Consider the following 14,184-nt stretch of genomic DNA (forward strand, 5'->3'; position numbering starts at 1 on the left):
TTTAGTCTCCTCTTGTGCTGTTTGATGCCGATCTCTACACCACCGAATGCGAATATTTAGTGCAGATGTGTTGAAAATATCAGATATGGTGAAAGCCGGTTTTTGGTTAAACGTCAATTATTTTCTTGCTACCGATCATCTTGAAAAGTTGAGCAGTTAAGTAGATGAGGAATTTGATCGGAACAGTACGGGCTTTTGTAGGTTGTTTTTGGGGCATACAATAGGTCACGACAATATCTTGAAGCTAGTCAATGGACAGTCACCAATGTTTTTCTCACTTTCAGTCGTGAATGTGGTTGCTTTTAAGATTAGCGCAATAAATCGGGGCGTATCACTGGCGATAGTCCGTATCGGCAAGTCGATTCCTTTTTTTTCGGTGAAATGAACCAAGGAGTTGGTGAAAATAATGTTGCTCACCACTTGTTAGTCTACTTTGTCTTATAAGTCAATTTCATTCAAATACAGTGTCATTTCAACAAAAAAGAGACCGGGAATATCCCGTGTCTCTTTCTAATTTGTTTGATTGAGGTGACTTTTTCGTCTTGCATAGGTGAAATAGACAACGACGCCAATGGCGACCCAAATGAGAAAGGCTTGCCATGTGACCCATGATAGCGTGGTGGCTAAGATGATACAAATGATTGCACTAACAATCGGAAGAATTGGCACAAAAGGCACTTTAAATGCGGCTTTTACGCTTGGGTGTTTCTTCCTTAAAACGATGATGGCAATTGAGATCACTGTAAAGGCTGCAAGTGTACCGATGCTGACTAGGTTGGCGAGCGTCGATAAATTAACGAACCCAACGATGCAAGCGGCAACAGCACCTGTCAGCCAGGTGTTGGCAACTGGCGTTTTGGATTTAGTGTGCACCTTTGAGAACACCTTTGGCATCAGACCATCTCTACTCATCGCAAAGGTTAAGCGGACCTGTGCATACACTAAGGCAATTAAAACAGTCGTAATCCCAATGATGGCACCAGCTGATATGATACCTGCTACGCTATTGAGACCAACAACTTGCAGGGCATAAGCGACAGGGTCATTGACATTCAGATTCGTATAGTGAACCATCCCTGTTAAAACAAATGAAACCCCAATGTATAAGACCGTACAGACACCTAAGGCACCAATGATACCGATTGGCATGGCTTTTTGCGGATTTTTGACCTCTTCCGATGCATTGGCGATAGCATCAAATCCAAGATAAGCAAAAAAGACAGTTGCTGCCCCAGCAATCACGCCGCTAAAGCCCATTGGCATAAATGGTGTCCAGTTTTCAAGTTTTACATAAGCGAAACCCGAAACGATAAAGAGAAGCACAATCGCAATTTTGATCAACACAATGATGTTGTTCAATTTGGTGCTTTCTTTCACACCTCTTGAGACAATAGAGGTAATGAATAAGATAATGAGTGCGCCTGGTAGGTTGAAGACAGCACCATCAGCGGCTCCAGGTGCGGCTGATAAAGCCTTCGGAATGTGTAGACCAAATCCACTCAGCAGTGATTGAAAATAGGAGGACCATCCGCTTGCAACAGCAGAGAGCGCTACAACATACTCAAGCATGAGGTCCCATCCCATTAAGAAGGCAAGAAATTCACCAAGTGTTGCGTAAGAATACGTATAAACACTTCCTGATACAGGAATAGACGATGAGAATTCTGCATAGCAAAAAGCAGCAAGGGCGCATGCGATCGCAGCCAAAATAAAAGATATAATAATCGCAGGTCCAGCATCATTTGCAGCAGCGACCCCCGTTATGACAAAGATACCAGTCCCGACCACACAGCCAATGCCAAGCAAAATAAGATCAAACGTATTCAAAGAACGACTTAGTTGTTTCGTTTGACTTTCTAGCATGAGCTGGTCGAGAGACTTTTTTCGAAATAAAGAACTCATGTTGACCTCCTAAGGAATAAATCTTTTCGTAAGACGAATGTTAGTATATGCTGAAACGGCAATTTAGTCAATTGGTTGAAAAACGCTTTAAACCACTAAAGTATTAATTGGTATCTGACCTTTTTCTGTTTTTACAATAAAACATCCGCTAGCTGATGCTAGGCGGATGTTGTCATAAAAGGCTCATGTCTGCTCTGAGAAAATTTTTGCATTGTATAGCACGCTAGGATGAGTCGGATAATGTTCTGATGAAGCAAGATGATGTTTTTTGGCTTGAGCTATATCCCCAAGCTGCCAATAGCAGTAACAAAGCTGAAGGTGAGGGTACCACGTTTTATATTGTGTGAGCGTAAAAGCTGTTTCATTTTCAGGAGCAGTTAGTGCCAGCTCATACCAAAAGATGGCAGCTTGAAGTTTGTTTTGTGTCTTTAAATAATCCCCAATCCTGCAGCAAAATTCAGGGCGCGGCTGATCAAATAAGAAGGAGCGCAATAAAGATGATAAGGCGGCTTCTTCATAACCGATGGCAAAATAGCAGTCAGCTAAGTATTGACATGCGCGTATCTCATCTTCAATCCAACACTGTTTTGTCGCTAAAAATTCATGATAAAAACGAATCGCTCGTACATGCTGCCCATTGTCTTTTAGTTCATTGGCAAAGTAAAAGAGGTCACGTGGCGTCATTTCCTCTTTTTTCTCCAGCATCTCTTCATAAATTCGGAGATTGCGTCCAGGCTCACCTGCTGTCGTTTTCTTTTGTTTTTGATGGGTGACTGCAATATCCGCAGGAAAAATGTTGCCATAGACTTGTAGAAATTCATGAACCGCCCCATACCACTGAAAGTTCATTGCCCGTTTTACGAGCCGGTTTCTTCTATATTTAAAATTCACCTGCCCGTTTTCATCAAATCCAACATGATAAAACATTGATACAGCATCCACTGCTGGATCAAGAGTCTGCTTGAGATGAAGGAGTTTTTTGCGGTCTTCTTCGAGTAACACATCGTCTGCATCTAGCCACAATATATAATCCTTTGTTGCATGTGAAAAAGCAAAATTACGCGCCTTCGCAAAGTGCTGCACCCATTCAAAGTCAATCACATGTGTTGTATATTTTTTTGCAATTTCCTTAGTTCGGTCCGTTGACCCAGTATCAACGATAATGATCTCATCTGCAATGTCTTGAACAGAGGAAAGGCAGTCGTCTAATACCTCCTCTTCATTTTTTACAATCATACATAAGCTAATGGTTATCATCTTTAGATCACCTCTTCATAGTGTATCGACCATCAAAAGGAAACATTCTTTTCAGAGCGGGTTTTTTAAAACTAGTTTTCTGTTACACGCTGATTTAAAATAAAGGAAGAATATATGTTAGGGTTGATGAAAAATGAGTTTAATGAATATTGAAGGGTTATACAAAACCTATGGCGAAAAAACGCTGTTTGACCATATATCTTTTCATATAGAACCAAAGGAACGTATCGGATTAATTGGACCAAATGGAACAGGAAAATCTACACTGCTCAAGGTAATAGCAGGGCTTGAATCCTTTGAAGAAGGCGATATCACCAAAGCAGGTACATTAGATATCGAGTTTCTAGAGCAAGACCCAGAAATGAGCGGTGATCAAACCATTTTAGATTATATTTTTTCTGGGACTGCACCGATGATTCAAACGATAAAGGCCTACGAACAGGCACTCGTCGATTTAGAGCAAGATCCGCAAAATGAAGCAAAACAAGAGGCACTGATGCGAATGCAACATCGAATGGACCAGGAAGATGCATGGGATGCGAACCTTTCGGCTAAGACGATTTTGACAAAGCTTGGTGTCAAGGATGTCAACCGATCTGTTCATACTCTATCAGGCGGGCAGAAAAAGAGGGTAGCAATTGCCAAAAGTTTAATACAGCCGGCCGGATTGTTAATTTTAGATGAGCCGACCAACCATCTAGATAATGCAACAATTGAATGGTTAGAAGGATACTTAAGTCAGTATACAGGTGCCGTCATCCTTGTGACACATGATCGTTATTTTTTAAACAGAGTGGCCAATCGGATTTATGAATTAAATCAAGGTCAGCTTTATACGTATAAAGGGAATTATGAAGTCTTCCTAGAAAAAAGAGCGGAACGTGAAGCAGAGGCTCAGGTAAAAGAAACGAAACGCCAAAATCTGCTAAGACGAGAGCTTGCTTGGCTGAGAAGAGGAGCAAAAGCAAGAACGACGAAGCAAAAAGCACGCATCGGTAGAGTGGAAGAATTGAAGAACCAAAAAGGACCTGATGCAAAGGGAGAGCTTGATTTTGCTATTGGCTCACATCGCCTTGGAAAACAAGTCATTGAAGCAGAGGAGATCACCATTTCATTTGCTGGTCAGACGCTTGTTGACCGGTTTACGGATTTAGTCGTCCCAGGTGACCGGATTGGCATCATTGGACCGAATGGAGTAGGCAAGACAACCTTACTCAATTGTCTAGCTGGCAAAATAGAACCGACGTTAGGGAACTTGATCATCGGAAAAACAGTTCGTATCGGCTATTATACACAGGATTATCAAGAGATGAATGAAGAGCTGAAAATGATTGATTATATCAAAGAAACAGCTGAAATTGTGAAGACATCAGATGGTGCGATTGTGACAGCAGAGCAAATGCTAGAGCGGTTTTTATTCCCGCGCTCTATACAGCGGACCTTCATTCGAAAGCTTTCAGGCGGGGAACGTCGCAGGTTATATTTATTGAAGGTCTTGATGGAAGAGCCGAATGTTCTCTTTTTAGATGAGCCGACGAACGATCTTGATACAGAGACATTGAGTATTCTCGAGGATTATTTAGAGCAGTTCCCTGGCGTTGTCATTACGGTGTCGCATGACCGCTATTTCTTAGATCGAGTTGTGAATCGCTTGCTTGTATTTGAAGGAAATGGCCGTATCACGCATTTCCAAGGGGCTTACAGCGAGTATATGAACCAGGAAAAAGAGCAGAAACAAACGGAAGCAAAGCCTGCTGAAAAACAAGTGGAAGCCGCGCCGAAAAAAAGAAAAAAACTCTCATATAAAGATCAGCTTGAATGGGATGGCATTGAAGACCGGATTCAGGCATTAGAGGACAAACATCAGCAACTTGAAGCAAGTATCGCCGAGGCAGGCAGTGATTTCGGGAAAATTCAGGAGCTGATGGATGAGCAAAAAGTCGTAGCCGAAGAATTAGAGCAAGCCATGGATCGCTGGACAGAACTGTCGCTCATGATTGAAGAATTAGAAAGTAAATGAAGACTACAGAGCTCAGATTGTTGACAAAGGGCTAAAATGGTTTTTCTTTTAGTCCTTTGTCATTTTTTCATTTCAGCCTTTGAAGTCTAGGAAGACCTGAGCAATTTATGTGGAGCGAATGAAACATTCGTGAGCACGAGCGCTCGCAATCTGACAACGAATGCGAGGGTTTGTCTACACGCTGTAACTTGTAGAATAAATAGTGCTTTCTTTAAATCAGAATCATTCTTATTTATTTTGCAGGGAGCAGGGTGGAACATCAAGATTTCAAATTTAACGTTTACGTTAAGGTTATGAAAGTGTATAATAAATGATGAATTGATGAGCAGGAGGCACTGGCATGGAATGGATGAAAATTGATCAAGTAGCTAAAAGAAGCGGTCTGACGAAACGTACTATTCGATTCTATGAAGAAATTGGTTTATTATCAGCACCGAAGCGAACAGATGGCGGTGTCAGGCTTTACTCCGAAGACGACATGGAGGAATTGGAGAAAGTGATTCAAGCAAAGCAGGTATTGGGCTTTTCCTTACAGGAGCTTCAGGCGTTTATGGAAATCGGAAAACAGTTAGAGCTTAACAAGGAAGGCTATTTGCTGTCACTTGACCCGAAGGAACGACTAGAGAAGCTGTTAGATATTCAAGCACAATTAAATGAACAGCATCGTCTGATCACAGAGAAACTTGAAACATTTCAATCCTTTAAAAAGGATATCGAATCCATGAAAGAAAGAGCAGCTCATGCCATTGAGCAATTACAAAAATAAACACCTTTGCGTGTTTATTTTATTTTGTTATTCAATTGAAAGAAAGGTTCTGATGTGATGAAGGAAGAAGTATTAAAACAGCGTACGAGTCTGCTTAGGCAGCCGAAAGCCGTTTGGGCTGTTGCCTTTGCATGTGTGATTTCATTTATGGGAATTGGACTTGTTGATCCAATTTTACCGGCGATTGCGGCTCAATTACACGCATCTCCAAGTCAGGTTTCCCTTTTATTTACAAGTTATTTACTCGTGACCGGCTTTGTGATGTTTTTTACAGGTTTTATTTCTAGTCGAATTGGTGCCAAATGGACCTTATTATTAGGACTCATTTTTATTATTGTCTTTTCCGCTTTAGGCGGAGTCTCTTCAACGATCAATGAATTAATTGGTTTTAGAGGAGGATGGGGCATAGGGAATGCCTTATTCATTTCGACTGCGTTATCAGTCATTGTGGGTGTTTCTGTTGGGGGAAGTGCTAAGGCCATTATTTTATATGAAGCCGCATTAGGTCTTGGGATTTCAGTCGGTCCGCTGCTTGGCGGAGAGCTTGGAACAATTTCTTGGCGCGGTCCATTTTTAGGGGTTGCCGTGTTAATGCTTGTAGCTCTTTTAGCGATCATCTTGATGCTTCCACCTGTCCACAAGCCTCAACAAAAGGTGAAATTGTTTGAAGCCGTTGGTGCTTTAACATATAAAGGGCTTTTGACTATGGCATCTGCCGCCTTTTTATACAATTTTGGTTTCTTTGTTCTCCTTGCTTATTCACCGTTTGTGCTCAACCTTGATGAGCATGGACTTGGCTATGTCTTTTTTGGATGGGGGTTATTTTTAGCCGTTACATCCGTCTTTTCAGCGCCGGTGATCCATCGTAAACTTGGTACATTGAGATCACTAGTTGTTCTGTTTGCTTTGTTTGCGGTCATTTTATTCGGAATGGGTGTGTGGACCTCACATGTCGTGGTGGTCATCTGCGGAATCGTCATTGCTGGGGGGATTCTTGGTATGATCAATACGGTGCTGACAACCGCCGTTATGGGATCGGCGCCTGTTGAGCGTTCTATTGCGTCTTCTTCCTACAGTGCGGTTCGTTTTATTGGCGGTGCAATTGCTCCTTGGATTGCAGGAGTGCTCGCTGAGGCATACACAGTCAGCACACCCTACTATGTTGGTGCAACTGTTGTTCTACTAGGGATGCTCATCTTGCTTCTTGGCAGAAAGCATTTGGCTCACATTCAAGCAGGTCATTAAATGGAAAAAAGCCTTAAATCTCATCAAAAGATATAAGGCTTCAGACTTGTTTTGTTGTTATAGTACTTTTGTGGTCCAAGATTCACAATTCCAAGTATCTGTTGCCACATCTTGATAAAATTCAGGTTCGTGGGAGATCAATAAGACGCTGCCTTTATATTCTTTTAAGGCGCGTTTTAACTCTTCTTTTGCATCAATATCCAAGTGATTTGTCGGCTCATCGAGTACAAGCACATTTGTTTCTTGGTTGATCAATTTGCATAGACGTACCTTTGCCTTCTCACCACCGCTTAATACGGACATACGGCTTTCAATATGTTTTGTTGTTAATCCACATTTTGCAAGTGCGGCTCTCACTTCATATTGTGTGTAGGAAGGGAATGTGCTCCATACCTCTTCAATACATGTATTGCTGTTTTGCTCCTTCACTTCTTGCTCGAAGTAGCCAATGTGCAGGAATTCACCGCGCTCCACTTCACCAGAAATAGGGGTGATCTCTCCTAAAAGGCTCCGTAACAACGTGGTTTTTCCGATACCGTTTGCTCCGTATAAAGCAATTTTTTGTCCCCGTTCCATTTTTAGGTTCAGTGGACGGGAGAGCGGCTCATCATAACCAATCACTAAATCCTTCGTTTCAAAAATCAGCTTACTAGATGTACGTGCAGGTTGAAAGTGAAATTCTGGTTTTGGCTTTTCTGCGGCCAATTCAATCATGTCCATCTTATCCAGCTTTTTTTGACGAGACATGGCCATATTTCTTGTACTGACACGCGCTTTGTTTCGGGCGACAAAGTCCTTTAACTCAGCTACTTCTTGCTGTTGCCTTTTATAGGCTGCTTCAAGCTGCTGTTTTTTGACTTCATAGACTTGTTTGAATTGGTCATAATCACCGACATAGCGAGTCAACTCTTGGTTTTCGACATGATAAATTAAGTTAATGACACTATTTAAAAACGGAATGTCATGTGAAATGAGGATAAACGCATTCTCATATTCCTGTAAATAGCGCTTCAGCCATTCAATATGCTGCTCATCTAAATAGTTGGTCGGCTCATCGAGAAGGAGAATCTCTGGTTTTTCTAATAGTAGCTTGGCTAGAAGCACCTTCGTGCGCTGTCCACCGCTTAGCTCCGTCACATCACGATCTAATCCGAGGTCAGTTAATCCAAGTCCTCTCGCAATTTCCTCAACTTTAGAATCAATGATATAGAAATCATTGTTCGTGAGTGCATCTTGCATGACGCCAACTTCCTCTAACAGCTTCTCTAATTCATCAGGATCGGCTTCACCCATTTTTTCATAAATATCGTTCATATTGGCTTCCATGGCAAATAAATATTGAAATGCATCTTGGAGCACTTCGCGGATGGTTCTTCCTTTTTCGAGAACTGTATGCTGATCAAGATACCCGACACGAACATTTTTTGCCCATTCAACTTTTCCTGCATCAGGTTCTAGCTTGCCTGTAATAATATTCATAAACGTTGACTTTCCTTCACCGTTGGCGCCGATTAAACCGACATGTTCGCCCTTTAATAAACGGAAGGAGACTTCGTGGAAAATGGCTCTGTCGCCAAAGCCATGGCTTAAATCTTTAACAGATAATATCATTTTTTACACCTCAAATAGATTCAAAACGGCTAGTGCCTCTCATGATTATATCGAACTGTCCGGCTTGATAAAAGCATCAAAAGAAAAATTGCGTTTCAAAGCTCATTTTGAGATACTTAAGGATAGATTGAATGAGGATAAAGGAGATCGACATGACAGAAACTTGGGCATTTTTTAAAGAAGCAAAGCCATTTATTCAGGAGAACTTTGAAGCGGCCGGCTTCGAAAAACCAACAGCCATACAGGAGAAAACAGCAGAGTGGATGATGGAGAAACGTGATGTAATCGCAGAGTCGCCAACTGGGACAGGGAAGACACTTGCGTATGTTCTGCCGCTTTTAAATCACATTGATGTCAATATCAAACATCCACAAGTCTTAATCTTGGCCCCTTCAAGAGAGCTTGTCATGCAAATTTTTGACGTGGTGCAACAATTTAAACAAGGCTCAGACATTAAAGCCGTGTCACTGATTGGCGGCGCTAATATAAAAAAGCAGCAGGAAAAACTAAAAAAACGCCCGAACATCATTGTTGCAACACCAGGGCGTGTTCAAGAATTAATCAAAATCAAAAAACTGAAAATGCATGAAATCAAGACTATTGTTTTAGATGAGGCGGACCAGCTTCTTGTACCAGAGCATATGAAAACAATTCAATCAATTATTCAATCGACATTAAAAGAAAGACAAATTCTTTGTTTTTCTGCAACACTGAAAGAAGAAACCATTCAACTGATCAAAGAATTCTCTTCTCAGCCAAAGGTACTGAAAATTGGCAGAAGCCAAGAGGAAGCGCAAAAGGTGAAGCATTATTATCTACTATGTGATCAGCGTGATAAAGTGAAATTACTGCAAAAATTATCACGACTTGAGGACATGCAAGCACTCGTGTTCGTCCGCGATATTACCAATTTAAGCATTTACGCAGAAAAATTAACGTATCATCATGTAGACCTTGGTGTGCTTCATAGTGAAGCAAAAAAGGCAGAGCGTGCTGTCATTCTGAAAGCATTTGAACAGCGCGAATTCCCGCTTCTGCTCGCAACGGATATTGCCGCTAGAGGCATTGATATCGAAGACCTGCCGTACGTTATACATGCAGATCTCCCAAATGAAGAAGGATATATTCATCGATCAGGCAGAACAGGTCGTGCAGGGAAGGAAGGGACTGTGATCAGTCTCGTCACACACCAAGAACAATCTAGGCTAAAAAAGATGGCGAAAAAGTTGAATTTCTCACTTGAGGAGATTGTGTATAAACAAGGACAACTGCAGCTAGCAGCATATAAAAAAAGATAAAATAAGGACCCGCCAACAATCTGGGTCCTTTCTCTTTATGAAATTTTCACAAGCTGTTTTCCAACATTCTCGCCTTTGAATAGCCCAATGAAAGCATCAGGGATTCGATCAAATCCTTCGATAATGGTTTCTTTATAAGTCAGTTTATCTTCTTTGACCCATTGAGCTAAATCCTTTGCCGCTTCTTCAAAACGATCTGCATAGTTGGCCACAATGAATCCTTGCATCAATGCACTTGTTTTAATGAGTTTTGTTTGCACACGTGGCCCGATATCCTCGCTTGCACTAATGTTGTAAGAGGAAATGGCACCACAGACTGGGATGCGTGCAAAACGATTCAAATGGTTCATCACCGCATCTGAAATGTTGCCACCCACATTGTCAAAGTATACATCTACACCGTTGGGACAAGCTTTTGCAATGGCTTCATCCATATCATCTGTTGTCTTATAGTTAATAGTTTCATCAAAGCCAAGCTCTTTTAAATAGGCGAGTTTATCATCAGATCCTGCGATCCCAACAACATGTGCGCCTTTGATTTTAGCGATCTGTCCTACAACTGAACCAACGGCACCTGCTGCTCCAGAAACGACAACAGTCTCGCCTTTTTTCGGCTGACCAATGGAAAGAAGTCCAAAATAGGCTGTTTGTCCAGGCATGCCTAAAATGCCTAAGTAATACGATATTGGAGCGATGGATGGATCGATTTTTGTAAGGGACTCGGCTTTTGCAGTTGAATATTCTTGCCAACCAAGGAATCCAAGAACGAAATCACCTTTTTTAAATAGAGGTGATTTAGATTCAACAATTTCTCCTACAACACCGCCTTGAATCACTTCATTCAGTTTAAACGGTGGTGTATATGATTTTGTATCCTGCATTCTTCCTCTCATATAAGGATCTACAGATACATATTTCGTTTTAATCAGTACTTCACCATCCTGTGGCACTGGGATATCGACTGTTTCAAAATGAAAAACATCTGTTGTTGGTAAACCTTTTGGGCGTTTAGCTAATTGAATTTGTTGCTGGTTGCTCATGACAAATCCTCCCTTTCACTTGCATCCTAAATTTACATTAACACGATGCTTCTTTTCATTCAAACCATATGACCTTTTCAAGACGCGCACAAAAAAAGCAGTCACCATATAAAAAAATGGGACTACTTTTTTTGAAGAGAGACAGAGAGAAATGGTGGAAGAGAAGCAAACAGCTTATATACATCAGCATCACGTTCTTTCAAGAGATATTCATTTGCATTTTGCATGGAGGCTTTCATCATATCGCGCGTCACAAAAGGGAAAAGGATATTCAAGTATGATGACAACAAGTCTTGCGGATCTTGTTCAATCGATTCAATATCTCCAATGTTTATAATAATAGAGAATAGATAATCAATGGAGATGTGAAAGTGCTGCTCAGCAAACAGTGTAAGCGGCTGCGTACTTGTTTCTTCAGGATTCCACTTGTTAAAAAGCTGTTTCACCAAATCACTGACAACCCAAGCATTAAACTGCTGTTCAGCTGAAAAGTAATAAATCAGCTCCACCTCATTTCTAGCCTCCAGTATAAGAATTGTACAACAAATAAGTTAGATTGAACACAATAATTCAGAAAATTTAGTCGATTTTAAAGGTTTTTTGTCAAAAATAAGTCGATAGACATAGTGGGAATCACAAGTCATATGAATGTGCCGACGGAAGGTTTAACCATAAAAGTGACGGGTAAAAGATTTGTAAGACATGAAAGGAGGAAGATCAAATGAAACCTGTAGTAAGAGAGTACTCTAATGATGAAGCACTTCAACGAGATATTGAGCAATTAAAAGAACTCGGAGTTGCAAGAGAGGACATTTATGTTCTGGCCCATGATGATGACAGAACAGAGCGCATTGCTGGGAACGCAGACGCCAATACCATTGGTTCAAAGGAAGTTGGACTGAAACACGCTGTTGGTCATATCTTCAGCAAGAAGGGTGACGAGCTTCGCAATAAAATTCATGAGATTGGTTTCTCTAAAGAAGAAGCAGAAACCTTTGAAGAACATTTAGATGAAGGGAAAGTCCTTCTATTTGTGACAGATCACGAAAAAGTGAAATCATGGGCATAAAACAAACGACATGAGAAAAGCCTCTTACAAAAGTAGTAAGAGGCTTTTTTGTGTGCAGACATTTATCATGTATCCTCCTATTTGACTATGATATGGAAATGACAAACGATTGGAATAAACAGTAAATCTTCTAATTGAAAATGTAGAAATATCAAAGTTTATAGGAATAAAAATAGAAAAACTAGTCAAAATATAATAGATTTACACTCGGGAAATAATTATAGTATATTTACTTTTTATAACAAAAACAGATAAAATTCGTGTGTAATTTAATAGATAAATTTCTTGGTTCTATTGGTTTATTGTGTCTTTTTTTGTAGAATTAAGCATTTTAAGGTCAAAAAACCACGAAAACTACCTGTATTTTCAATTAGAAAATCATTTTAATTTTTAGGAAATAATTTGTTGACAAAATAATCTAAAAACAATATATTTGGTTTTAATCAAGTGATTATGGAAGGAGTTGTTAATTGAGCCAGAGGGCACAAGGAGACATTTTTGTAAATGGCGGGAATGAGCGTATGGAGCTGAATGTCAATTGTTTAGGTTGGAAAAGCATTTTGAAAAGGCCCTGATCAGCATAAAAGAAAATGGTATTTTACTAGGGGCTCTTCCGTTTGTTGGCGGTTGGTTATACTCAATTAGCAGTCAACCATACAAACGACGAGAATGGATTCTGAAGTGACATTTTCTTCGATTGCTTTTTGCATGGTGAATTTCAAAACCCGCTTAATTCCCTGTTCTTACTCGAGGGAGCAGAGGTCATATCAAATGTAAATTGAATGATGAGATTAAAAAAAGGTGAGAGGGTTTGAAATTCGCTAATACTTGCTTAGCTGAAAAGGAGGTGAACCCATATGAAAAAAAGAGTCAGAAAATCAAAACATCGCATGTTTCAATTAGTTGGTGAGGACTGACTTTGAAATGGAGAGTAAACATGTGGGGTGCTTCTCTCCATTTCAAATAAATTTCCAAAATATTCATGTTCCATCTTACCATAGGTCGATTTGATTGAAAACCTTAAAAACAAGAAAAGTATGGGGAGTGGTTCTATCAAGGGAATCTATCGTAAGAATCGTCATCTATGAACCAATTGAAAAGTTATCCTTTCTCATTTTAAGAGCGTGTATTCATGTGAAACGAAGGAGGTCCCTGTGATGAAAAAGGCTTTGTACCATGAAGACAGCCGTTTGTATTTAGAAAAGATGCGTGTTGCATTCAAAGAACACTATCAACAAAGAACGGACATGTGGTCCACTGATCCGTCATTGACAGATGCAGCCGAAATATCATTAAAAGCTTGGCGTTCAAGAGGAAAAGATGAACTTGCTTCTGTCTTAGATATTGGGTGCGGGAATGGCCGGGCACTTGAGCATTTAAATGGACTTTCAAACTATGTTGGTATTGATCTTTATCAACATGAGGAGTGGGAGGTTCTGAAGAAAAAAGAAACGGTTCCAGTTCAATTTTTTCACGAAGACTTTATGTCATGGTCGCTCAATCAGGAAGGACAGACGCTGTTTGATTTAATTTTGGATCATGGCTGTTTTCATCATCAACATCCGGATGATCATGAACGTTATTTAAAGCAGGTATTTGCTCTGCTTCGTGAAGGAGGCGTTTTTTCACTTGTTGTATGGGGAGAAGAGTGGAAAACAGGATTAATAGGAGAAGATGGTCGATTTCATTTTTCATTTTCAGATTCTCAGCTTGGAGAGAAAATTTGTAAATCAGGTCTTGAGCTTGTTTCCATTACACCATTGAAAGCAAAGGCCGGGTTAAGTCAACATCATGTTATTGCTGTGAAACTCTAGTACAAAGGAGGATTAGAGCAATGTTCGATGTAATGGCTCTTGGTGCAGGTCCGAGACGGGTTAAGTGCTTCTATCATTCTAATTGAAAAGAAGTATTGCGTACTGATCATAGATGATGGACGATTTCAGATGAAGCGCACCTATGTGACCAATGATTTAGGA

At 40.4% G+C, this 14,184-nt stretch carries 11 protein-coding genes; 6 read left to right on the forward strand and 5 right to left on the reverse strand.

Going from position 1 to position 14,184, the window contains the following annotated elements; translation table 11 throughout:
- Window positions 1-510: 510 nt before the first annotated feature.
- Together bcaP and ACIQCE_RS14950 are read right to left on the reverse strand one after the other, a co-directional pair.
- On the reverse strand, window positions 511-1,902 hold the full coding sequence (gene bcaP / locus ACIQCE_RS14945; protein ID WP_400495726.1) for a branched-chain amino acid transporter BcaP: 1,392 nt from the start codon (window positions 1,900-1,902) through the stop codon (window positions 511-513).
- A gap of 183 nt (window positions 1,903-2,085) precedes the next feature.
- Window positions 2,086-3,159: a tetratricopeptide repeat-containing glycosyltransferase family 2 protein gene (locus ACIQCE_RS14950; protein ID WP_353856404.1), complete on the reverse strand. Its 1,074-nt coding sequence runs from the start codon at window positions 3,157-3,159 to the stop codon at window positions 2,086-2,088.
- Between the two features lie 133 nt (window positions 3,160-3,292).
- Here ACIQCE_RS14950 and ACIQCE_RS14955 point away from each other — a divergent pair, with 133 nt between their 5' ends.
- The 3 genes from ACIQCE_RS14955 to ACIQCE_RS14965 all read left to right on the forward strand — a co-directional run bounded on the left by ACIQCE_RS14955 (window position 3,293) and on the right by ACIQCE_RS14965 (window position 7,190).
- Window positions 3,293-5,179 (forward strand): ABC-F family ATP-binding cassette domain-containing protein, encoded by a 1,887-nt coding sequence (locus ACIQCE_RS14955; protein ID WP_400495728.1) that lies wholly within the window; start codon window positions 3,293-3,295, stop codon window positions 5,177-5,179.
- A 340-nt stretch (window positions 5,180-5,519) separates the two neighbouring features.
- Window positions 5,520-5,945: a MerR family transcriptional regulator gene (locus tag ACIQCE_RS14960; protein WP_353856402.1), complete on the forward strand. Its 426-nt coding sequence runs from the start codon at window positions 5,520-5,522 to the stop codon at window positions 5,943-5,945.
- Between the two features lie 57 nt (window positions 5,946-6,002).
- Entirely contained in the window at window positions 6,003-7,190 is a 1,188-nt protein-coding gene (locus ACIQCE_RS14965) for an MFS transporter (protein ID WP_400495731.1), read from the forward strand.
- A 57-nt stretch (window positions 7,191-7,247) separates the two neighbouring features.
- Here ACIQCE_RS14965 and ACIQCE_RS14970 read toward each other — a convergent pair whose 3' ends face one another.
- A complete protein-coding gene (locus ACIQCE_RS14970) occupies window positions 7,248-8,801 on the reverse strand; it encodes an ABC-F family ATP-binding cassette domain-containing protein (protein ID WP_400495732.1) in 1,554 nt (517 codons plus the stop codon).
- 152 nt (window positions 8,802-8,953) lie between these two features.
- On the opposite strand from ACIQCE_RS14970, the gene ACIQCE_RS14975 reads away from it, so the two are divergent.
- Window positions 8,954-10,099 carry a DEAD/DEAH box helicase gene (locus ACIQCE_RS14975; protein ID WP_400495734.1) on the forward strand — a complete coding sequence of 382 codons (1,146 nt, stop codon included), beginning with the start codon at window positions 8,954-8,956 and terminating at the stop codon, window positions 10,097-10,099.
- 35 nt (window positions 10,100-10,134) lie between these two features.
- Here the strand turns inward: ACIQCE_RS14975 and ACIQCE_RS14980 are convergent, their stop codons facing one another.
- Window positions 10,135-11,139, reverse strand: coding sequence for an NADP-dependent oxidoreductase (locus ACIQCE_RS14980; protein ID WP_400495735.1), 1,005 nt, complete (start codon window positions 11,137-11,139; stop codon window positions 10,135-10,137).
- 122 nt (window positions 11,140-11,261) lie between these two features.
- Window positions 11,262-11,648 (reverse strand): YfmB family protein, encoded by a 387-nt coding sequence (locus ACIQCE_RS14985; protein WP_400495738.1) that lies wholly within the window; start codon window positions 11,646-11,648, stop codon window positions 11,262-11,264.
- 212 nt (window positions 11,649-11,860) lie between these two features.
- Here ACIQCE_RS14985 and ACIQCE_RS14990 point away from each other — a divergent pair, with 212 nt between their 5' ends.
- Entirely contained in the window at window positions 11,861-12,208 is a 348-nt protein-coding gene (locus ACIQCE_RS14990; RefSeq protein WP_353856398.1) for a YflT domain-containing protein, read from the forward strand.
- 1,157 nt (window positions 12,209-13,365) lie between these two features.
- Window positions 13,366-14,022, forward strand: a complete 657-nt coding sequence (locus tag ACIQCE_RS14995) for a class I SAM-dependent methyltransferase (protein ID WP_400495740.1) — start codon at window positions 13,366-13,368, stop codon at window positions 14,020-14,022.
- The last annotated feature ends 162 nt before the right edge of the window (window positions 14,023-14,184 follow it).

This window comes from Bacillus sp. NPDC093026 (genome assembly GCF_044754665.1).
Classification (GTDB): Bacteria; Bacillota; Bacilli; order Bacillales; family Bacillaceae; genus Bacillus; species Bacillus maqinnsis.

What these genes read in the sequence shown, in the direction of transcription:
- ACIQCE_RS14980 (WP_400495735.1), bottom strand. Translation starts at nt 11,139, where the DNA reads ATGAGCAACCAGCAACAAATTCAATTAGCTAAACGCCCAAAAGGTTTA.
- ACIQCE_RS14955 (WP_400495728.1), top strand. Translation starts at nt 3,293, where the DNA reads ATGAGTTTAATGAATATTGAAGGGTTATACAAAACCTATGGCGAAAAA.
- ACIQCE_RS14975 (WP_400495734.1), top strand. Translation starts at nt 8,954, where the DNA reads ATGACAGAAACTTGGGCATTTTTTAAAGAAGCAAAGCCATTTATTCAG.
- ACIQCE_RS14970 (WP_400495732.1), bottom strand. Translation starts at nt 8,801, where the DNA reads ATGATATTATCTGTTAAAGATTTAAGCCATGGCTTTGGCGACAGAGCC.
- ACIQCE_RS14950 (WP_353856404.1), bottom strand. Translation starts at nt 3,159, where the DNA reads ATGATAACCATTAGCTTATGTATGATTGTAAAAAATGAAGAGGAGGTA.
- bcaP (WP_400495726.1), bottom strand. Translation starts at nt 1,902, where the DNA reads ATGAGTTCTTTATTTCGAAAAAAGTCTCTCGACCAGCTCATGCTAGAA.
- ACIQCE_RS14965 (WP_400495731.1), top strand. Translation starts at nt 6,003, where the DNA reads ATGAAGGAAGAAGTATTAAAACAGCGTACGAGTCTGCTTAGGCAGCCG.
- ACIQCE_RS14960 (WP_353856402.1), top strand. Translation starts at nt 5,520, where the DNA reads ATGGAATGGATGAAAATTGATCAAGTAGCTAAAAGAAGCGGTCTGACG.
- ACIQCE_RS14990 (WP_353856398.1), top strand. Translation starts at nt 11,861, where the DNA reads ATGAAACCTGTAGTAAGAGAGTACTCTAATGATGAAGCACTTCAACGA.
- ACIQCE_RS14995 (WP_400495740.1), top strand. Translation starts at nt 13,366, where the DNA reads ATGAAAAAGGCTTTGTACCATGAAGACAGCCGTTTGTATTTAGAAAAG.